Below are 20729 nucleotides of genomic sequence, written 5' to 3'. Positions count from 1 at the left end.
GAAATCGCCCCTTAGCTGCAGGGGCGAGCGCTCGCGGCGTCGCTGCCGGTGTCGAAGGAATGACCGCAGGCGCAGCTCCGGACGGCATTTGGATTGTGGATGGTGAAGCCGCCCCCCATGAGCTGGTCGACGAAATCGATCTCAGACCCGTCGAGGTACATTGCGCTCATCTCGTCGACGCAGATCCGGATGCCATCGTGATCGATGATCTGGTCGCCCTCTTGCTGCTCGTCGTCGAACGCCATTCCGTAGCTCATACCAGAGCAGCCGCCAGGGGAAACAAACACGCGCAATGCCATCTTCGCATCTTGATCCATCACCAGACGACGCAGCTCCCGCTCCGCCGTCTCCGTCAGCGTGATCACTCGTCCCTCCCATCGAATCATCGCGGCGGTGTCACCGCGGTCGATGCTGGCTGATCCATTATACGCCGCGTCCGGGCTCGAGCGGGTCGAGCGTCGGAGCCAACAGGACGCTTCGCGTTGGGATTCCGCGCCGCCTGGCAGCGCAGAGTGTGTAGAATGTGCCTCCGCGTCGCATCCCCGTCCATACCGCGATGAGCAGCTCAGAACGATACGCGATCTCCTCGTTCCGGCGATCGTAGGCAAGCAGGCCGCGCTCGCCACGCGGATCAAGGACGGTGACGCGCTCGGCCCGCGAGACATGCGCGAGGAGATGCGCGCGCTCCTGATCGTCCCATTCACTGCTGAACGATGAAGGGGGGACCGGGAGCACCAGCTCGAAGGGAATCCCCAATCGCTGCGCGATGTCAGCAGCCCACAGATCCACCCCGCGCTGGCCGCCGCAAACGAAGCGAACGTCGGTGTGACCGTACGCTCCGAGAGCCAGCTGCTCGACCCGGTCCCGCGCCTCCGATGGGTCGCGAAAGACGTCCGGCCGGTGCCCGGTCCAACCCACGATCACGGACGGAGCCGGCACGGAATCGCGTGGGGCGGACCACAAATGCGCCTCCGGCAACCACTACGTGCGGGATTGGGTAGAATTCTGCAACGCTGGGGGCAGATCGCATCAATGTTTGCGCGTTTTAATGCGTCCGCCAAGGAGCGACTGCTCTGCGACCTTCGGACGGGGGGGATCACGGACGAGCGCGTCCTCGGTGCTGTCGCGTGCGTTCCCCGGGACGCCTTTGTGCCCAGCACGCTCAAGTCCCGCGCGTACGAAAACATCGCACTACCCATTGGCGAGCAGCAAACCATCTCCCAACCGATGGTCGTCGCCCATATGGCGCAGGCGGTGCGTCCGTCAAGGGAGGAGCACGTCCTCGAGATCGGCACCGGCTCGGGGTATGGCGCGGCGGTCCTGGCGCAGCTTGCCGCGGACGTGGTCTCCGTGGAGATACGAGCCACCCTCGCCCAGCGGGCGGCTCGGGTCCTGCAGCGACTCGGGTGTCGCAATGTGCGCGTCATTCTCGGCGACGGGAGCATGGGATGGATCGACCTCGCTCCATATGATGCCATCGTCGTGACGGCCGCGTCGCCAAGCCTCCCGCCCGCCCTCCTGAACCAGCTCGCGCAGGACGGCGGGCGGCTCGTCGCGCCGGTAGGGTCCATCGACGAGCAGCAGCTGGTGCTGACGCGCCGTGACGGTGATCAATTCAGCTCGCGTAAGATTGGCGGCGTGCGCTTTGTCCCCCTTCGCGGAGCGGCCGGCTTTCCCCTCCTCGACCCCTCCCGGCGAAACTGAACGTCCGCCCATGCCCACTCGGTCGATCGCGCAGCTTGGGGAAGATCTCGCCGCCCAAGTGAGGCGAGTCATCGTCGGACACGACGATGCCGTGGAGCTGCTTGCCGTTGCCCTGCTCTGCGAAGGCCACATTCTGGTTGAAGACGTCCCAGGGATTGGGAAGACGACCCTCGCCCGCACCGTGGCCCAATGTTTGGACTGCCAATTCGCCCGGATCCAGTTCACGCCAGATTTGCTCCCCACCGACGTGACCGGGCTTTTCTTTTTCAACCAGCGGAGCGGCGACTTCGAATTTCGGGCCGGGCCGGTCCACGCGAACGTCATCCTCGCTGACGAGATCAACCGCGCGACGCCCCGCACCCAGTCGAGCTTGCTGGAAGCAATGCAGGAGCGGCAGGTGACCGTAGAAGGCCACACGATGCCACTGCCTCGGCCATTCCTGGTGATAGCGACGCAGAATCCGGTCGAGCTTGAGGGCACCTTTCCCCTTCCGGAGGCACAGCTCGACCGCTTCTTCCTTCGGCTCTCGCTCGGCTACCCTTCGGAGCAAGACGAGATTCGGATCCTCCGACGATTCGCCGGACCGAACGAACCCGAGCCAGTGACGCCCATAGCCACGGCCGACGACGTGGTCGCGGCCGGCCGCGAGGTCCGTGAGGTGTACGTCGCCGACGAGATCGCCGCTTACGTGGTCGCGGTCGCCCGAGCAACTCGAGAACACGAGTCCGTCGAGCTGGGCGCGAGCCCGCGCGCGAGCCTCGCGCTCTTTCGCGCCGCGCAGGCCCTGGCCGCGCTGCGCGGGCGAGCCTACGTCACACCGGACGACGTCAAGCGGCTCGTGGAGCCCGTCCTCGCTCACCGCCTGGTCCTCCGGCATCAGCATCGACTGAGAGGCGCCGGAGCGCAGCGCGTGCTTGGATCGATCCTGGAATCGCTTCCCGTCCCGGCTGAGCCGATTGGCGCCGGCGAGCGCCGGACCGCCGGAGATGGAAGCCTCGAGCAGATGCCCGTTCAGCCACGAACCCACGAGTAGGCTTCATGGCCGGCGTCATCACCCTTCTCGCCATCGTCCTCCTTATCGGAATCATTCGCGGTCAGGCGTCGCTCATCATGCTGGTCAGCTTGCTCCTCGTCACCACTGTCGGACTTGCCGCATGGTCGCGGTGGGCAACGCAGGCCCTCAGCTACCGCCGATTCTTCGATCCTCCGCGTATCTTCCCCGGCGAAGAAACGACGTACGTCGTGGAGGTTGTCAATCGAAGGGTTTTTCCGCTGCCGTGGGTCCGCATCGAGGAGCACGTACCGGCGGCGATCGTCCCGGTGCGTGGCGCAGCGCTCCATACCGCGAACAGCGAGGACCCCGCGGGGCGACCTCCACAGATTTCCAGCGACGAGGGCTGGGTCCGCCGACGAACCGTGTCGCTCGGGCGGAACGAGCGCGTCGTTCTTCGCCAGCGGTTTACGTGCCGCGCGCGCGGCCACTACGTCGTGGGGCCGACCGCTATCGAGACCGGTGACCCGCTCGGGATGTTTCCGGTTCACCTTCGCGCCCCGGAAACCCGGTCTCTCATCGTCTACCCTCGCCTGGCCGTTGCGCCCCCCATCGACGTAGACTCGCGCTTCCCGCACGGGGGGATCACGGCCCGGCCACCGGCGCTCGAGGACCCGGCGAGGTTTGTCGGGATTCGCGACTATCTCCCTGGTGACCCGCGTCGGCTGGTTGACTGGAAAGCCTCGGCCCGTCGCTTGAAGCTGCAAACGCGCGTCTTCGCGCCCACAACGCAGCCGACGTGCATCGTCGTCCTCAACGTCCAGACAATGGAATACACGTGGCAGGGATACGACGCGACAAAGCTCGAGGCGGCCATCGGAGTGGCCGCAGCAGCGGTGCGCGACGCGCTGGCAGCCCACGAGGCGGTGGGTCTGGCAGTCAACGCGTGCGGGGCGGATATGGAGGACTTTCAGGTCTTTCTGCGGCCAAATCGGCGCCCATCGCAGCTCGAAGATGCGCTTTCTCTCCTCGCGCGCCTATCGCCCATACCAACGATGGGCTACGGCCAGTTTATCCACCAGATAGCACGTCAAATGCCATTTGGAGCCAGCATTCTCGCCATCACCGCGTACCTCGACGAGGAAGGCGCGGACAATCTTGCCGCTATCCGCCGCCGAGGCCACGACGTTAGCCTGTGCTTCCTCGGCGAAGAGAGCCCGGTCCCGCTGGACCCCCGGATCCGCTCCGTGTTTCTCCCCCACGTCGAGTTCGAATATGAGCAGATGGCAGGGTCCAAAATTGGCTAAGGCGGTCAGCGTTTTCGGTGTCGTGCTGTGCATCAGCGCGATCGAGGGAGTGTGGGTTTGGCTTCTGGCTGCCGCCATTTCGGAAGTCGCGGGCCAACGGTATCCGTCGTTGATCGGAGTCGTCCTCATCCTGGCGCTCGCATGGCTGACCGTTCGGATTTTGGTGATCTCGGATATCGCGCTTGAGCGGCGCCGGCTGTTGCTCATCGCCGGGGGTCTGGCCCTCGCCCTCGGCATCGGGACGGTGCACGCCGGCGTTGCCGTTCCGCCCCAGCTCTTGATCGGAACGTACGAGCCCGACCTGCGTGGCGCCGGGATCGCATTGGTCATCCTCATCGCGTACCTCTGGGGACGCGGACTTGCCCTCGCCGCGGGACTCACCCGCGAACGCGTCATTGGACACATCGCGGTGTCGACGAGCGCGCTGTGCGCCGTTCTGGTGTTTCTTCCGCTGACCGGCGCCGTGCAGCGGCTGGGATTTGGCGCCGTCGTCACCACATTCGCCCTTGCCATCGCCGCGCTCCTGCTCATCCAGGCAATGGGAGTCGAGGCGCGCGAGCTGACCCCGTCCCGATGGGGTATGGTCGCAGGAGGATTCACGATCCTCCTCATGGTGGGCGCGGCGGGCCTGACGGGCATCCTCTCCTCTGGATTTCTTCTGGGCTCCGCCCGGACCGTCGGTGCGCTTGGTCGCCAGGCGAGACCGTTGACGGATGCGCTGCTCCTCGCGCTCGGACACGTTGCCGAAGCCATCGCCATGGCGTTGCGCTGGCTCGCGGAGACGATCGGCGCGGACCCCAGCGCGATCGTCCAAAACATGCGCGGAGCGGAAGAATCCCGTCCCAAGATCGAAGATCAGGCGCCCCAGGGCCCTCCGGAGGTTTTGACCGTCCTCGTCGCCGCCACACTCACGCTGCTGTTCTGTGTGATTGTGATCGCCGTCTTTCACCGTCTCGTCGGCCATGCATCCGCGTCGCGACGCGATGAGATCGAGGAGGTGCGCCAGCGCCTGCCGCGTGGCCGGGCGGCACTTCTCGGATGGTTCGGTCGGAAATCGGCCGACGGCGACGACCTCGTCGGCCAGGGGGTCCGGGTCGAGATTCGGCGCGCCTACCGCGCATTCCAATCGGCCATGGCGCGCGCCGGCGTGCCGAGAGCACCGGGCGAGACGCCGCGCGAATACGGGCGCCTCCTCGCATCGATCCTGCCGGCGGGGGCCGCGGATCTCGCGCAGATCGCGCGGGCGTACTCCGTCGCTCGGTACTCGGACGAATCAACGCCCGTTCCGTCCGCCGAAGAGGTGCGGCAGGCGGTGCGCCGCCTGCGAGCGGTCCTTCGGGACGCGCCGCCGGACGTCGAAGCGGCCCTTCATCGATAGCCGCGAGCGTTGGCTAAACGGCGAAGACGTCCCCGACGCTGATCTCGATCAGGCGCGTATCGTCGCGGCGGAGAACGAGCGCCCCTGACGGCGCGATCCCTTCGACGATCCCCTCGACGGTGGGGCCGTCCTGTGAAACGCGCACCGTCTGTCGCTTGCGCCACAGCAGGCGCTCCCATTCGGATCTCAGATCGGCGAAGAGCGACGCATCCTCGCGCGCGTACCGGCGATCGATCCGTTCCAGGATGGCCCGAAGGAGGGATGGCCGCGAGATGGCGGCAGTCGATTCCTCGGCCAATGACGTGACGGGCATGCCCAGGCCAGTTCCGTCAGGGTGCGCGGTGACGTTTATGCCAATACCGACAATCGTCGCGCGGCCGCCAGTCTGAGGGACCACCTCGGTCAGCAGGCCGCAGGCCTTCTTCTCGCCGAGCATGACGTCGTTCGGCCACTTGATCCGCGCCGAGAGGCCGGTCGCATCGGCGATCGCTTCGACGACCGAGATCGAGCACAGTGCCGTCAGGTCGACGGGCGGGAGATCGCGACGCAGCACCAACGAAAAGAGCAGCCCGCTTCCGGGAGGCGAGACCCACGTCCTTCCCATTCGGCCGCGTCCTCGCCGCTGCTCGTCGGCGACGAAGAGCGTTCTATCGCGGGCGCCGTCGCGCGCGGCGCGCTTGGCGTCATCGTTCGTGCTGTCAGTCAGCGGCGCATAATTGAGGGTCCAGCCGCTGGGGATGATCCAGCGCTCGACGGCCGCGTCGTCGCGATTCACAGCCGACCGAAGCGCATCAGTGGGGATCGGAATCCGTTGCACCGTTGGTGGAGACCGCGGCCCGTCGCGCGGACCTACGGCCCGCCCGCACCAGCTCGCTACAGGCCACCGCGCTGGCTCGCTCGCGTGAGCGACGGAGCTGCTCGCTGAGCTGATCTTTGAGGTACGACGTAAATGATTCGATCATCGGAGACTGGTGGCGGCGCGGATGGTAGACGAGCCCGATGTCGACAAGCGGCGTCGCAGTCCGCATCGGCACTTCGTGGAGCAGTCCGTGCTCCAACTCCCACTCGACGCCGCTTCGCAGAGCGACGCCAATTCCCAGGCCCTGCTGGACCGCCCGCTTAACGCTGTCGGTCCCATCCAGCTCCATGAACACCGTGACCTTGCGCAAACCCTGCTCTGCCAGCAGCTCGTCGATCAGACGACGATAGCTGGACCCGCTCGGCGCCAGGATGAACGACTCCTGCTCGAGATCTTCGATGCACACGCGCTTCCGGTGCGCAAGCCGATGGCCGGGGCCACAGATGAAGACTACCGCTTCTCTGCCCAGCGGCTCGACTTTCAAGTCCGGCGGAATCTCGCGAGCGATGACGACCCCGCAGTCGATGGTGCCGTTGATGATCTCCCCGCAGATCTCCGGACGCTCACCCAGACGGACCACGATCTCGGCGCCCGCGTGCTGGCGCTTGAACCGGCTGAGGATCGGTGGGAGGACATGGCTCCCGATGGTCATGCTGGAGCCAACCACGACGCGCCCCGCCTGCGCGTGTTTGAGGTCGTCGATCCCCTTGCGCGCCAAGGATTCCGTGCGCAGCACGTTGAGGGCCCACTTGTATACAACCTGGCCTGCCTCTGTTGGCACGGTGCGCCGATTGCGACGTTCGAGGAGTTGGACGCCAAAATGCCGCTCGACCGCTTGTACCTGCATACTGACAGCTGGCTGGGTCATGATCAACTGCTCGGCCGCGGCGCTGAAGCTCTCGCACCCGACCACCGCGCAGAAGACCTCAAGATGGCGAAGGTTCACAATTCGCTCCGTCGCGGGCGTAGCGCGCCCACAGATTGGGCGCGATCATAGCATAGGCGCTCGCTTCGCGCTACATGTGCATCGAATCGATCGATCACGAGCCAACCGCCTGCGTTTGTTGCGCTGTTTTGTCAACTGCGTCCGCGCGTTTGCGAATTGCCACTCTGGAAACGCGAAGGCCATCCAACTCGGCGACGGCGAGGGTGCGATCACCAACATTGATCGTGTCCCCAATGGCAGGCCGGCGGCCAAGGCGACCGAAGAGGAACCCGCCGACGGTATCGTACTCGGACTCACCGAAATCGATTCCCAGCTCAGTCTCCACGTCGCCAAGCAGCATCAAGCCATCCACCATCGTGGAGCCATCGGGCAGCCATTCCACCGTCGGGCGGGCAAGCTCGGTCTGGTCGCGGATCTCGCCGGCAAGGCGGTCCATGATGTCTCGAAGCGTCACAAGCCCGGCGGTCGCTCCGTACTCATCGATCACGATCGCCTCGTGGCTCCGGTGGCGTTTCATCTCCGCAAGCAGACGATCGGCTCGCATCGTCTCCGGCACAAACAGCGGCGCTCGGATCAGCGCGCGAATGTCCACCGGTCGGCCACGGGCCTTGGCCAACGCAACGGCGACGTGCTTCGCCCAGAGAATGCCGACAACGTTGTCAGCTGTCCCCTCGTAGATCGGGTAGCGCGAATGCTCGTGCCGGGCCATCGTGTCCGCCAGCTGGTCGACGGTGACGGACGAGGGCAGTGCGATCATCTCCGTCCGCGGGACCATTACGTGGTGCGCCGAGAGCTGGGCGAAGTCGAGGGCGCGCTCGACAAGGCGGTCCGGGTCTTCCTCAATCGCCCCGGCGGCCCTGCTCGCCTGAATCATCAGCTTCAGGTCCTCATAGGAGTACACGTGTTGGGTCTGCGCTTCCCACTTCACCCCCAGCATGCGGAGCGCGAGGTTCGTGGAGAGCTCGAGCGCTCGGATGAACGGGCGAAAAATGACGCCAATGAAATTCGTGGGCAGAACGGTGACCAGCGCCGCCTGCTCGCTCAGCTGCAGGGCCAGCATCTTCGGAACTTGCTCGCCGCACGTGATGTGGAGGTAGGTCATCAAAAGGAAAGCGAGCGGCGCGGCGATAGCGTGGGCGGTCAGGCCGAGGACACGGTCGGGAACGACGATGGCGAGCGGTTCCCACAAAATGCTGGCAATGGTCGCCTCGCCGATCCAGCCGAGGGCCAGACTCGCAACCGTGATGCCCAGCTGACAGGCGGCGATGAAGCGGCTGGGATCGGCCTGCGCCCGCTGAACGGCCAGAGCCGCGCGATTGCCCCGGTTTGCAAGCTGCTCGATCCGCGTCCTGCGGGCCGAGACCAGAGCGAATTCCGCTGCCGTGAAGAACCCGTTGGCAGCGATGAGTGCGAAGACGGCGACGAGGCCTAAGCCTGTGTTCATATGTACCGCAGGTAAAAGATAGCCATGTTGGCCACACCTGCCGCAATAATCCTATGGGCGCGACACGTTTCGTGTCAATCTGAGCAGTGCGTGGCCGGTCTGTGGCCGGTCACGTCGGGAGAGGCCCGTTGCGATGATATACTTGCGAATCGGCAAGGGCCCGTAGCTCAGCGGCAGAGCAGTCGCCTTATAAGCGACGCGTCGAAGGTTCGACTCCTTCCGGGCCTACCACTCGTCGTCCGCGGACCGGTGGTAGGATGCCCTTCGCCGGCTCCACGATATCCGTCAGCTCGGAGTCCCACGCCCGATGAGCCAACCGTCTCGGTCTCTCTCTGACCCATCGCTCCGCGTGGCCACCCTCAGTGTTCATGCGTGTCCCCTTGCTCCACCAGGGGCCTGGGAAACCGGCGGCATGAACATCTACATTCGCGAAGTGAGCCGCCATCTGAGCCACCTCGGTGTGGCAGTCGACGTGTTCACCAGGCGACAGGACCCCGCCGCACCCGACATCGTTCCCTTTGCCGAGCACGCCCGAGTGGTCCACGTTACCGCCGGTCCGGAGCGGTACCTGCCCAAGGAAGCGGTCGTCGAGTACCTCCCCGAATTTATCTGCAACATGCGCGAATTCATCGCGGACGAAGAGTCGCACTACGACATCGTCCACAGCCACTACTGGCTCTCGGGCCGCGTGGCCGGCTACTTCAAGAACGCCTGGCACGTGCCCATGGTGGCCATGTTCCACACGCTGTCCGAGCTCAAGAACCAGGTCACGATCAGCCCCGACGAGTGGGAAAGCGATATCCGGGCGGGCATCGAGCGCTTGACCGTCGCGACGGCAGACCGCCTCATCGCATCGACCCCCGTCGACGGTGCGCACCTCGAGGACCACTACGGCGCCGATGGAGAGCGAGTATCCATCGTCCCGTGTGGAGTCGACTCGACGCAGTTCCACCCCGGCTCGCGCTCCGCTGCGTTGCAGGCGCTCGGACTCGACGATCGGCGGCTGGTCCTCTTCGTCGGACGGATACAGCAGCTGAAGGGAATTGACGTGTTGATCCGCTCCGCCGCAATGCTTGCGGGCCGCGAACAAAGCGGCGCGGTCCCGCCATTCACGGTCGCGATTGTTGGGGGCCGTCCGTCCTCCGCGGACGATGACCCGGAGGCGCGCGAGATCCGTCGGCTCCGACACATCGCCGAGGAGCTTGGGGTAACCGACCACATTCAATGGATGGGCGCCGTCGATCACGAGGCGCTGCCGGCCTATTACCAAGCGGCAGACGTCACCGTCATGCCGTCGACGTACGAGTCGTTTGGGCTCGTCGCGGTCGAATCGATGGCATGTGGGACACCGGTCGTCGCCGCTCGGGTCGGAGGGCTTCAGGAAACGGTGCAGGACGGAGAAACCGGGTTTTTGATCCCGTTGCGGGATCCAGCGCACTATGCGCAGCGCATCGAGCAAATCCTCACGCAGCCAGAACTGCGCAGCCGCCTGAGCCTCCGCGCCCGGGCGCGCGCACGACAATTTAGCTGGGAGCACGTCGCGAAACAGCTGGTCGACCTGTATCACAGTCTGCGCCGAGAGCCGGCTCTCGCCTCTCTCACGTAAGAGAGGCGGCAGAAACGGCCACCCCGACGCCGGAGGGCCCGTGCAAGAGTGGACCGAGCCAGCGCGAAAAGTCGTTCTCGCGATTCAGGCCCACCCGGACGACGTCGACTTCTCCTCCGGCGGGACGGTCGCAAAGTTCGTCCGCGACGGCCACGAGGTGCACTACCTCTCGGTCACCAGCGGAAACAAGGGCACGCATGACCGCTCGATGCCCCCGGAGCGCCTGGCTGAGATTCGCGAGGAGGAGGAGCGCGAGGCGGCGCGGCGGCTCGGCGTGTCGAGCTGCCGGTTCCTTCGGCACAACGACGGCGAAGTCGAGGTGAACCTCGGCTTGCGCCGGGAAGTCTGCCAGGTGATCCGGGAAATTCGGCCCTTCACCGTCATGACCTTCGACGGATGGCGACCGTACCAGCTCCACCCCGACCACCGCGCGGTGGGGATCGTCGCGATGGACGCCATCATCGCGGCGCGCGACCACCTCTTCTTTCCCGAGCAGCTCGGGCCCGAGCTGGACATCGCTCGCGTCCATGAAGTGCTGCTGTTCGGAACCGGTGAGCCCGACACCTGGATCGACATCAGCGAGACCATCGAGACGAAAATCTACGCCGCGAGCGCCCACGTGAGCCAGCTTCACGGCGATCCCGACGAGCGGGCAGAGCGCCAGCGCGCCCGCGCGCGAGAGATTGGCGCACCCCACGGCATGGCCTACGCGGAGGCGTTCAAGCGGCTGCGGCTGAATTAGCAGGTGGCAGGATGCGAAAGATCGATCTGTTGCGGCAACTTCAAGATCTCGACTCGCGATTGGAGGCGACGCGCACGGCCATCGCGCAGCTGGGCCATCAAATCGGCGATCGCAGCGCCCTGGCAGGGCGCGAAGCGGAACGGGCGCGCCTCCGGGACGCGGTGCGCGACGCCGAGGCCCAACAGCGCGACCTCGAGCTGCAAGCGGAGGATCGACGCGTCAAGATCGCATCCGACGAGGCCAAGCTCTATGGCGGGCGAGTCACCAATCCGAAAGAGCTTCAGAGCCTGTCGGATGAAGTCGCCCAGGATCGTCGCCAGCTCAGTGCCGTTGAAGACCAGCTCCTCTTGCTCCTCGAACGAATAGACGAGCTCACCACAAAGCTCGCCGAGGAAGATTCCGCGTACGAGCGCGAGCTGGCGGCATGGAACGCCAGCCAGCAGTCGGCACGGGACGCTCTGGACACGGCCCAATCGAACCTCGGGGCCCTGGAGCAACAGCGCACGAGCGCCGCATCCCAGGTCGCGCCTGCGGATCTCACAACGTACGAAACGATACGGCGGCAGAAGGGCGGCACCGCCGTCGCTCAGGTCCAACAGCGAACGTGCCAGGCCTGTCGGGTTGCGCTAACGCCATCTCAGGAGCAGCGAGCGCGGATCGGGAATGATCTCGTGCTCTGCAACAGCTGCGGCCGCATTCTTTTTGTACCCCTGTCGTGATCTAACCCCTCTCTCCTCCTCGCTGCAAAGCGCTGGCCCCCGTGACTCCCTGGCGTTACAATATGGCGCTCAATGGAAAGAAATGGAACAAAATGGGGCTAGAGGGGTGCTTCTGCGGTGTTTCTGGGCGAATTCGAGCACTCGCTCGACGACCGCGGCCGCATTGCTATCCCCGCCAAGTTCCGGAGTGGGTTGAGCGACGGGCTCGTCATCACGCGGGGCATCGATCCGTGCTTGTGGGTTTGGCCGATGGACGAGTGGCGACGGATCGCGCAGAAGCTGACCGATCTGTCCCTCATGCAGACCGATGCGCGGCGCATCCATCGACTTATGTTCTCCGGAGCGACGGATTGTGCGCCGGACCGACTCGGAAGAATCCTGGTCCCTGCGTTTCTTCGGGACTATGCGGATCTGCGCGACGCGGTAGTCATCGTGGGTCTCCTCAATCGCGTGGAAATTTGGAGCGGCGCGCGGTGGCGGGAGGAGCGAGCGCTCGCCGAGCAAGAGGGGGCGCAGCTCGCCGAGCACCTCTTTAGCCAGGGTGTCTAGATGGACCCGGTCGGCCACCTTCCCGTGCTTCTCGAAGAGTCCATTGCGCTCCTCGACCCGCGGCCAAACGCCGACTTCATCGATTGCACGTCCGGCGCAGGGGGACACAGCACTGCGCTACTCGACCGCACGGGCCCCCGAGGTCGACTCCTCGCGCTCGACGCCGATCCCGCGGCGGTCGAGCAGGTGCGCGTGCGCCTGCGGGGCTACGGTGATCGCGCACGCGTGGTCCAGAGCAACTTTCGCGACCTCGCCGCGGTGGCGGAGCGGGAAGGTTTCGCGGCCGTGGATGGCATCGTGATGGACCTGGGCATGTCATCTCGTCAGATCGAACAATCGGGGCGAGGATTCTCATTTCGTCGAGACGAACAGCTTGACATGCGTTATGATCCATCGCAGACCAGAACGGCGGCCGACGTCCTCGCGTCCGCCTCCCGAGACGAGATCGCCGGGGCACTGCGTGACTTTGGCGAAGAACCGCATAGCCTGCGCATCGCCAACGCTATCGTCGCGGCTCGCGCCCGCGAGCCGCTGCGAACGACGCAGCAGCTGGCTTCCCTGGTGTCATCGGTCGTCGGGCGGTCCACGGGAAGGATCCATCCCGCCACGCGCACATTCCAGGCCCTCCGAATTCTCACCAATGACGAGCTGGGCGCCTTGCGCGAGACCCTCCCCCAGGCAATCGGCCTTCTCCGCCGTGGCGGTCGGCTCGCCGTGATCTCGTTCCATTCCCTGGAGGACCGGATCGTCAAGTCGTTTATGCGTCGCGAGGCGGGACTGGCCGTCGACACGGCAGCTCGACATCTCCCAGTCCCCGAGGAACGGCCACGACCACGGCTCCGCATCCTCACCCGGCGCCCCCTCACACCAACCGCGGACGAGGTGGCGCGAAATCCGCGCAGCAGAAGCGCCCGTTTGCGCGTAGCGGAGCGAATCTGATGGCGCGAATCGCCGGCCAGACCGTCCCGCGCGCGAGCGTGTTTGCGCAGTCGCGCGCTCCGGCGCAGCACGCAGCCCGCTCACCAGCCAGGATCGCAAGCTGGATCGCATGCGCCTTCTTGCTGGCGAGCGCCGCCCTCAGCCTGTATCTCGTTCAAGTCAGCTCGGTGGCGACGGCCGGCTATGAGCTGGAACGCCTGCAGGCAGAGCGCAAAGAGTGGCTTGCGCGAAACGGCCAGCTCGAGCTCGAGCTGGCCAAGCGTCATTCTCTCGTCTGGAGCGAGTCCCAGGCCGTCGAGCGCCTTGGAATGATCCGCGGACCGCGGCCGGAATATGTTGTCGTCAGTCAGACAACGGACGAGTGCGCGGCGACCACCTGTGCTCTTACCGACCGTCGGCCGTCAAGCTCGCCACGCGAGACCCCCCGACGCCCGACTCCGCGCAATCCGGTCGCGGGCCTGAGTGACCTGCTCGCCTGGGTTTCCTCGATCCATGGCGGCAGGGAATGAGGACGTACCCGAGCGTTGAGCAAACGCAGCGCTGGCGATTGCTCCTCATCGGGCTGGCGGTCACAACGTTCGCAGGTCTGATCCTCCAACGCCTCTTCTGGTATCAGGTCACCGACCGTGAGCGGTTCGTAGCTCTCGCCAATGAGGAGCACCAGGAGCGACGGCCACTGGCACCGGCGCGCGGCGCGCTCCTCGATACGAACGGGCATCCCATTGCGCTCAACGTCATGTACGACGCGGTGTATGTGTACCGACCGGCACTCACGTCCCTGGACCGCGCCGTGACCGTACTCACCGCGGCGACCGGCAAAACACGGGACCAGGTGATGGACGCGATTCAGCGAGCGGACAAGCAATGGACGCTTCTCGCCTCGCGTCTGCCGGCGAACGCGGCATCCCAGATCGCCTCGGCCGGCCTGAGTGGCGTCGAGCTGCGGAGCCTCCCGGCCCGCGAATACCCGGAAGGAAGCCTCGCGGCCCAGGTCCTCGGCTTCGTCGGCGCTGATGGAAGCGGACTCAGTGGCCTCGAGCTCACGCTCGACGATGCGCTGGCGGGCAAGCCGGGCGTTGTGGTGACCGAGGGCGACACGGAGGGGGACGAGATCGCCATCGGGCGCAAAGCCCTCATCCCGCCCGTTCCCGGGTCAGATGTCGTGCTCACCATCGATCGGTACATTCAGCGCGTCGCGGAACGGGAGCTCGACCGGGCCGTGCAGGCGAATAAGGCGACGGGCGGGATCGTCATCGTGATGAACCCGACCACCGGAGCGGTGCTCGCGATGGCAACAAACCCCACCTTCAGCCTCACGTCCGGCGCCCCGCTCGAAGCGAGCGAGCAACAGCTCTACAAACCAGTCGTCGTTACCGATACGTACGAGCCGGGGTCCGTGATGAAGCTGATGACTGCCGCGGCAGGCGTTGAAGAGGGAGTCGTCACGCCGGACTCGCGATATCACGACAACGGGCTGGCTCTGATCAACGGGGTCCCGATCCGCAACTGGGATGGGGGCGCATACGGCGACGTGACGGTTCGTGAGATTCTGGTGCACTCCCTCAACACCGGAGCGCAGTGGATTGCTGGGCTTCTCGGCCCCGATCGGTTCTATCGCTACATCGAGGCCTTCGGCTTTGGCGCACCGACAGGCATCCAGCTCAATGGGGAGGCCGCCGGCTCATTCCGCCGAAACACCGATCCCGGGTGGTCGGCCCTCGACCTCGCCACAAACTCCTTTGGCCAGTCCATCTCGGTGACGCCGATTCAGATGATTACCGCGATCGCCGCGCTGGGGAATCACGGCATCCTCATGAAGCCGCAGATCGTGAAGGAGATCCGCGGTCCGGACGGCGTCAAGCGCTTCGATCCGCAGCCGGTCCGGTCGGTCGTCTCCGACCGGACGGCCGAAACAATGTTGAACATGATGGAATCCGTGTGGAATCAGCCAGCCCTCTCGGCGGTCCACATCGCGGGATATCGCCTCGCGGCAAAGAGTGGCACCGCCGATATTCCCGCTCCCAATGGCTATAGCACCGGCAAGACCTACGCCTCGTTCGCGGGCTTTGCACCCCTTCCCAATCCACGCTTCGTCATTCTCGTGCGAATCGATCGACCGGAGGCTATCTACGGTGGCGTCGTGGCCGCGCCGGTCTTCCGCGCCATCGCGAGCGAGATCCTGACGTACATGCAGATTCCGCCAACCGACGTGAAGGTCCCGCCCGTTGACGCGACCGCAGGTCAAGATCGAAGCGATCTCGCGGCCGCGGATCGGCCGTCCCGTTGATTCGAGGATAGGGGGCGTGTTTACCCTCGATGACCTGCTCGAAGGGACTCACGGCGAGCTGGTGTCTGGCTCGCCGGAGGCAACGTTTCGCGCGATTTCGATCGACTCGCGAACGACCGCCGAGGGGGACCTCTTCGTGGCCTTTCGCGGGCAGGCGCACGACGGGCATCATTTCGTCGCGCACGCGCTCGAGCGCGGGGCAGCGGGCGCCCTCGTCGAGATCCTGCCGTCGAGCCAGCCGTGGGCATCGAGCGCGCAGCCGCATCCGCCCATCGTTCTGTGTCGCGGCACTGCCGAGGCGCTGGCGGATCTGGCGCGTTACTGGCGCCAACGGCACGACCTGACGGTCGTGGGCGTCACGGGCAGCGTGGGCAAGACGACGACGAAAGAGATGATCGCGAGCCTTCTCGGATCGCGCATGACAGTCTTGCGCTCCCCCGCCAACTACAACACCGAGATTGGCTTACCGATGACCATGATGCAGCTCGAGCCGTGCCACCGCGCAGCGGTGCTGGAGATGGGCATGCACCGACTTGGGGACATCCGCCGTCTCGCTCAAATCGCCAAGCCGCAGATCGGAGTAGTGACCAACGTCCACCCGACACACCTCGAGCGGCTCGGAACGATCGCGCGCATTGCCCAGGCCAAGCGCGAGCTAATCGAGGAATTGCCGACGGGAGGGTTCGCCCTGCTCAATGCCGACGATCCGCGCGTTTCCCGGATGCGCGCGCACGCGCCGTGCGCCGTGCTCACCTTTGGCATGACGCCTTCGGCGGACATTTGGGCCAGCGACGTCGTGAGCCGCGGACTGGGTGGAACAGAATTCAGTGTTCATTTCGCCGGCCAGCAGGTTCGAAGCGGGCTGTCGATCCCCGGCAGGCACGTCATCCACGCAGCCCTCGCGGCCATTGGAGTCGCCATCCAGCTGGGCATGCCATTCAGCGAGGCAACCGCCCGCATTCGTGGGTTGGAGATCAGCATCGATGGGCGGCTGCAGCGCATTCCCGGGCCCAATCACTCGACACTGCTCAACGACGCGTACAACGCCAGCCCCACCTCCATGTTGGCCGCCCTGGACCTTCTCGCCGAAACCGAGGGACGGCACATCGCGGTGCTGGGAGACATGCTCGAGCTGGGATCGTTCGAGCGGGAGGGGCACCGCATCGTCGGACGGCGGGCGGCCAGGACGGTCGACCGACTGATAGCGGTCGGTCCGCGATCGGAAGAGATCGCGCATGCGGCATCAGCGGCCGGCCTCTCGCCAGCCACAATTCAGCGCTTTTCGTCACCAGAAGACGCGATCGAAGCCATCGCCCGAGAGATTCAGCCAGGAGACGTCGTTCTCATCAAAGGTTCCCATGGGGTGCGCCTCGACCGAATCGTTGAGGCGCTTCGGAGCCCGGACGCCGATCGAACTGGACGCCCATCCTAGCGCGCGATCCGAGCCTGGACTCCGGGGGGGATTTGTCATACGCACTCGCGATCGCCACGGTCGCCTTCGGTATCGCCTTCATCGCTGGTTTTCCGGCGATCCGCGTCCTGCGTCGGCTAGGGATCGGAAAGCAGATTCGATCGGAGGGCCCGGAGACGCACCAGCAAAAGATGGGCACACCGACCATGGGCGGCATCGTCGTTTGGGGATCGGTCTTCATCTCGACAGCCGCGTTCAACGTTCTGAACAATCCTTCCATCATCGTGCCGTTGGGCGCGACGGCAGCCACAGGGCTCCTGGGTTCCCTCGACGACGTCCTGGGTATTCGGGGACATACGGCGGAAGGCTTAACCGTTCGAATCAAGTTCGGCGGGCTGACAGCCATTGCGCTCGCGTGCGCTGCCGCCATCTACTGGATCCTCGGCCTCGATTACCTCTTCGTTCCGACCGTGACCGAGCGGCTCCACATCGGACCGTGGTACATACCCCTGGCAGCCCTAGCTATCGTCGCCACTGCGAACGCCGTGAACCTGACTGATGGGCTGGACAGCCTGGCTGGCGTGTGCGCCGCCGTGGCATTCGCGTGCTATGGAATCATCGCCCATCTCCAGGGCCAGTCTCCGCTCGCGACGTTCTGCTTCACCGTCGTGGGCGCTCTACTTGCCTTTCTCTGGTTCAACGCCTACCCGGCGGACCTGTTCATGGGGGATACGGGCGCTCTGTCCCTGGGCGCTGCCCTGGCGGCCGTCGCTCTCATGACCGGACACCTGCTCCTGCTACCGATCATCGGATTCGTGTTCGTGGCCGAAGCTGCGTCTGTTATTCTCCAGGTAGCGTTTTTCAAGCTCACCGGCGGGCGACGCCTGTTCCGGATGTCTCCGCTCCACCACCATTTCGAGATGCTCGGATGGTCCGAGACCCACGTCGCGCAACGGTTCTGGCTGGTAAGTATGCTGACGGGCATGGTGGGAATCGCTCTTGCGCTCATCTAGATGGGAGTCGCCGCGCGTTTTGACCACGGTAAACGATTGACCGATCGCGCACGCGCTCACGGAACAGCGGACCACGGCTTCGCGGCTCGCCTCTCCGCCGCCGCGGTCGCCAGGCTCGGCGAATTGCGCACCGAGCGCATAGGGATCGTGGGACTCGGGCGAGAGGGTGTTGATCTCGTCGAATTTCTCGCGCCACGGGCGCGCGAAGTCGTGGTGAGCGACCGGGCACCTGCCGAACGACTCCAGGAGGCGCTGACCGCGCTCCGCGGATTCGATGTTCGCTTCAGTCTCGGCCAGCAGACGGCCGAAGATCTCGTGGACTGCGACGAGATCTTCGTCAGCCCGGGCGTGGCGCAATCGGAGCCCGTCGTCGCGCGGGCCCGCGCGGTCGGTGCGCGCGTCTCCAGCGCTACGCGGCTCTTCTTTGAACTTTGCCCCGGGCCGATCATCGGGATCACGGGCAGTAGCGGCAAGACCACGACGACTACCATGGTGGGGTCGATTCTGGCAGCGGGCGACATCCCATCCGTTGTGGGCGGCAATATCGGAACGCCCATGCTGCGACGGCTGCCGGACATCACCGAGCAGACGTGGTGTGTTCTGGAGCTGAGCAGCTTTCAACTCGCCGATGTGTCCCAGTCTCCAAGAATTGCTGCGATTCTCAACATCACGCCCAACCATTTGGATCGCCACGCGGACATGGAGGACTACGTCCGCGCCAAGGCGAACATCATTCGTCATCAACTCCCCGTGGACACGGCCATTCTCAACGCCGACGATCCGATCGTCCGGTCGCTCGCGCACGCGAGCGCCACCGTTGACTTCAGAATGACCGGACCTGCGTCCGGCGCCTGGTACGATGGCTCGATCCTCTGGCTAGCAAGCCCACCGGGCGGGGACGGACACTTCGTGCCCCTGCTGAACCGCGCCGAGATCAACTTGCGCGGCGATCACAACGTGGCCAATGCCCTCGCGGCAGCGTGCATTGCGCAGGCCGCGGGCTGCGGGGTCGAGCCGATTCGGCGGGCCTTACGCGCTTTCGAACCGGTTGCCCATCGCCTCGAGGTCGTCGCGACCGTGGACGGCGTTACCTACGTCAACGACTCCATCGCCACGTCGCCTGAGCGGTCCATGGCGGCGCTACGATCCTTCGACGCCCCAGTGGTTCTGATCGCCGGCGGGCGGGACAAACATACACCGATGGAGGATTGGGCTCAGCTCATTAGCCGCCGGGCGCGCGCAGTCGTGCTGGTGGGCGAGGCGGCGCCGCTCATCGACCGCGCGCTAAGGGCGGCTGGCTCCAGCGTTCCGGTCACGATCGCCCGATCGTTCAGCGAGGTGGTCCGACTGGCAACGCGAGCCGCGGAGCCTGGAGACGTCGTGTTGCTCTCACCGGGATGTACCAGCTTCGACGAATTCCGCGACTATGAGGCGCGCGGCGAGGCGTTCCGCGCGTCCGTCGCGTCGCTCGCATCGAGCAGCCCACCGCGTGCCCGGCGGCCGCGCGTATCGCGGGTCGGTCCATGCTAAACGCGCGCTCGGATGTCCGCCCGCGGTTTGCGATCGACATGGGTCTCATCATCGCCGTGGCGGCGCTGCTCGTCATCGGGGTTGCCATGGTGTTCAGCGCCAGCTTCGTCGTCGCGGAGACCGAATTTGGCGACGACACCTATTTCCTTGTCCGCCACGTGCTGTGGGTGGGCGTTGGGCTCGTCGTCCTCGCCACAATGTCCCGCATCGACTACCACATCTGGCAGCGCATGGCGGTGCCCATCTACGTGGTTACCGTGGGACTCCTCGCGGTGGTCCTCATTCCCGGGGTGAGTGTCGCCACGTACGGGGCAAGCCGCTGGCTCTCCCTCGGACCGATTCTGTCCTTCCAGCCCAGTGAGATGGTGAAGCTGGCGGTCGTCCTCTATCTCGGGGCATGGATCACGCGCGTCGGAGGTGACATCCAAAAGCTGACGTTTGGGACCATTCCATTCGCCCTGATCCTGGCCATCTCGGCGGGCCTGGTGCTCGTGGAGCCGGACCTTGGCACCGCGATCGTTCTCGTCCTCACGGCCGCGTCAGTGTTCTTCGTTGCCGGCGCCAACGTCCTCCACGCCCTGCTCGGCGCCATCATCGGATGCGTCCTGCTCGTCAACTTCGTCATCAACTCGGGTTACAAGGCCGACCGAATCCGAGCATTCGTCGACCCGTGGGCCGATCCCGGAGGCATTGGATGGCACACAACCCAGGCTCTCATCGCCCTCGGCTCCGGCGGCTGGGCAGGACTGGGGCTTGGAGCGAGCCGTCAGAAATACTTCTTCGTCCCCAATGCCCACACCGACACGATTTTTGCAATCGTGGGGGAAGAGATCGGGTTCATCGGCACGTCGCTGGTACTCGGTCTCTTCCTCATCTTCGCATGGCGGGGACTCACGATTGCCAGCGGAGCGCGCGACCCGCTTGGCCGGGCCCTGGCCACCGGCGCCACCCTTCTCATCTCATGGCAAGCCCTGCTCAATATGGCGGTGGTGAGCCACCTCGTGCCAAACACCGGCGTCCCATTGCCGTTCGTCAGTTATGGAGGTTCCTCGACGGTGGTGAGCCTGGCAGCGGTGGGAATCTTGCTCAACGTGTCCAGGACCGTCGACCCCCAGCGGCGGTCCTGGCGGGCGTGGCTGGGCGCGAGCCTGGATTCCCGAGCCGGCCCGGCCGATTCAGAGTACGAGCCGCCGCCGAACAGGACAGAGCGCAGGGCCAAGAGCGCTGCGAGCGAGCGGGCGAAATCGGAGCGCGGCCGATCCGCCGCGCCCACCCCGAAGCGGCTCGCGCCGACGCACCGATAG

The 20729-nt window shown here is 65.4% G+C and carries 20 protein-coding genes and 1 tRNA gene; 16 read left to right on the top strand and 5 right to left on the bottom strand.

The features are described from left to right. Window positions 1-11 precede the first annotated feature (11 nt). Window positions 12-365 (bottom strand): iron-sulfur cluster assembly accessory protein, encoded by a 354-nt coding sequence (locus tag VFC51_18370; GenBank protein HZT08993.1) that lies wholly within the window; start codon window positions 363-365, stop codon window positions 12-14. Between the two features lie 58 nt (window positions 366-423). After that, the gene (locus VFC51_18365) at window positions 424-963 is read right to left on the bottom strand and encodes a hypothetical protein (protein ID HZT08992.1); all 540 of its coding nucleotides are present in this window, start codon (window positions 961-963) and stop codon (window positions 424-426) included. A gap of 69 nt (window positions 964-1032) precedes the next feature. On the opposite strand from VFC51_18365, the gene VFC51_18360 reads away from it, so the two are divergent. From VFC51_18360 to VFC51_18345, 4 genes are read left to right on the top strand one after another with little or no spacing between them, the layout of a single operon-like run. After that, window positions 1033-1704, top strand: coding sequence for a protein-L-isoaspartate(D-aspartate) O-methyltransferase (locus VFC51_18360; protein ID HZT08991.1), 672 nt, complete (start codon window positions 1033-1035; stop codon window positions 1702-1704). 10 nt (window positions 1705-1714) lie between these two features. Next, window positions 1715-2737, top strand: a complete 1023-nt coding sequence (locus tag VFC51_18355; GenBank protein HZT08990.1) for a MoxR family ATPase — start codon at window positions 1715-1717, stop codon at window positions 2735-2737. Between the two features lie 5 nt (window positions 2738-2742). Beyond that, a complete protein-coding gene (locus tag VFC51_18350; protein HZT08989.1) occupies window positions 2743-4002 on the top strand; it encodes a DUF58 domain-containing protein in 1260 nt (419 codons plus the stop codon). After that, window positions 3995-5380: a DUF4129 domain-containing protein gene (locus tag VFC51_18345; protein HZT08988.1), complete on the top strand. Its 1386-nt coding sequence runs from the start codon at window positions 3995-3997 to the stop codon at window positions 5378-5380. Before VFC51_18350 ends, VFC51_18345 begins: the two co-directional genes overlap by 8 nt. Before the next feature lie 13 nt (window positions 5381-5393). Here VFC51_18345 and VFC51_18340 read toward each other — a convergent pair whose 3' ends face one another. The 3 genes from VFC51_18340 to VFC51_18330 all read right to left on the bottom strand — a co-directional run bounded on the left by VFC51_18340 (window position 5394) and on the right by VFC51_18330 (window position 8629). Then, window positions 5394-6155 carry a biotin--[acetyl-CoA-carboxylase] ligase gene (locus VFC51_18340; GenBank protein HZT08987.1) on the bottom strand — a complete coding sequence of 254 codons (762 nt, stop codon included), beginning with the start codon at window positions 6153-6155 and terminating at the stop codon, window positions 5394-5396. Window positions 6156-6171: 16 nt separating this feature from the next. Further along, window positions 6172-7185 (bottom strand): LysR family transcriptional regulator, encoded by a 1014-nt coding sequence (locus VFC51_18335; GenBank protein HZT08986.1) that lies wholly within the window; start codon window positions 7183-7185, stop codon window positions 6172-6174. A gap of 94 nt (window positions 7186-7279) precedes the next feature. Beyond that, window positions 7280-8629: a hemolysin family protein gene (locus tag VFC51_18330; GenBank protein ID HZT08985.1), complete on the bottom strand. Its 1350-nt coding sequence runs from the start codon at window positions 8627-8629 to the stop codon at window positions 7280-7282. A gap of 156 nt (window positions 8630-8785) precedes the next feature. Here VFC51_18330 and VFC51_18325 point away from each other — a divergent pair. The 12 genes from VFC51_18325 to ftsW all read left to right on the top strand — a co-directional run bounded on the left by VFC51_18325 (window position 8786) and on the right by ftsW (window position 20729). Continuing rightward, window positions 8786-8860, top strand: a tRNA-Ile gene (locus VFC51_18325). 181 nt (window positions 8861-9041) lie between these two features. Then, the gene (locus VFC51_18320) at window positions 9042-10235 is read left to right on the top strand and encodes a glycosyltransferase (protein HZT08984.1); all 1194 of its coding nucleotides are present in this window, start codon (window positions 9042-9044) and stop codon (window positions 10233-10235) included. A 40-nt stretch (window positions 10236-10275) separates the two neighbouring features. Beyond that, a complete protein-coding gene (locus VFC51_18315; protein ID HZT08983.1) occupies window positions 10276-10977 on the top strand; it encodes a PIG-L deacetylase family protein in 702 nt (233 codons plus the stop codon). A gap of 11 nt (window positions 10978-10988) precedes the next feature. Further along, entirely contained in the window at window positions 10989-11696 is a 708-nt protein-coding gene (locus VFC51_18310) for a C4-type zinc ribbon domain-containing protein (GenBank protein ID HZT08982.1), read from the top strand. Window positions 11697-11813: 117 nt separating this feature from the next. Continuing rightward, window positions 11814-12245, top strand: coding sequence for a division/cell wall cluster transcriptional repressor MraZ (gene mraZ / locus VFC51_18305; protein HZT08981.1), 432 nt, complete (start codon window positions 11814-11816; stop codon window positions 12243-12245). After that, on the top strand, window positions 12246-13184 hold the full coding sequence (gene rsmH / locus VFC51_18300) for a 16S rRNA (cytosine(1402)-N(4))-methyltransferase RsmH (GenBank protein HZT08980.1): 939 nt from the start codon (window positions 12246-12248) through the stop codon (window positions 13182-13184). Further along, a complete protein-coding gene (locus VFC51_18295) occupies window positions 13184-13693 on the top strand; it encodes a hypothetical protein (protein HZT08979.1) in 510 nt (169 codons plus the stop codon). Before rsmH ends, VFC51_18295 begins: the two co-directional genes overlap by 1 nt. Further along, window positions 13690-15471 (top strand): penicillin-binding transpeptidase domain-containing protein, encoded by a 1782-nt coding sequence (locus tag VFC51_18290; protein ID HZT08978.1) that lies wholly within the window; start codon window positions 13690-13692, stop codon window positions 15469-15471. Before VFC51_18295 ends, VFC51_18290 begins: the two co-directional genes overlap by 4 nt. Before the next feature lie 16 nt (window positions 15472-15487). Then, on the top strand, window positions 15488-16903 hold the full coding sequence (gene murF, locus VFC51_18285; GenBank protein ID HZT08977.1) for a UDP-N-acetylmuramoyl-tripeptide--D-alanyl-D-alanine ligase: 1416 nt from the start codon (window positions 15488-15490) through the stop codon (window positions 16901-16903). A gap of 32 nt (window positions 16904-16935) precedes the next feature. Further along, complete coding sequence (mraY, locus tag VFC51_18280; protein ID HZT08976.1) at window positions 16936-17895, top strand: phospho-N-acetylmuramoyl-pentapeptide-transferase; 960 nt, start codon at window positions 16936-16938, stop codon at window positions 17893-17895. Between the two features lie 36 nt (window positions 17896-17931). Next, window positions 17932-19425, top strand: coding sequence for a UDP-N-acetylmuramoyl-L-alanine--D-glutamate ligase (gene murD / locus VFC51_18275; GenBank protein ID HZT08975.1), 1494 nt, complete (start codon window positions 17932-17934; stop codon window positions 19423-19425). After that, window positions 19419-20729 (top strand): putative lipid II flippase FtsW, encoded by a 1311-nt coding sequence (gene ftsW, locus VFC51_18270; GenBank protein ID HZT08974.1) that lies wholly within the window; start codon window positions 19419-19421, stop codon window positions 20727-20729. The genes murD and ftsW overlap by 7 nt, the downstream gene beginning before the upstream one ends.

This window comes from Chloroflexota bacterium, assembly GCA_035652535.1.
GTDB lineage: Bacteria > Chloroflexota > UBA6077 > UBA6077 > SHYK01 > DASRDP01.
The sequence above is the reverse complement of the archived record's forward strand: the minus strand, read 5'-3'. Positions and strand labels throughout refer to the sequence as shown.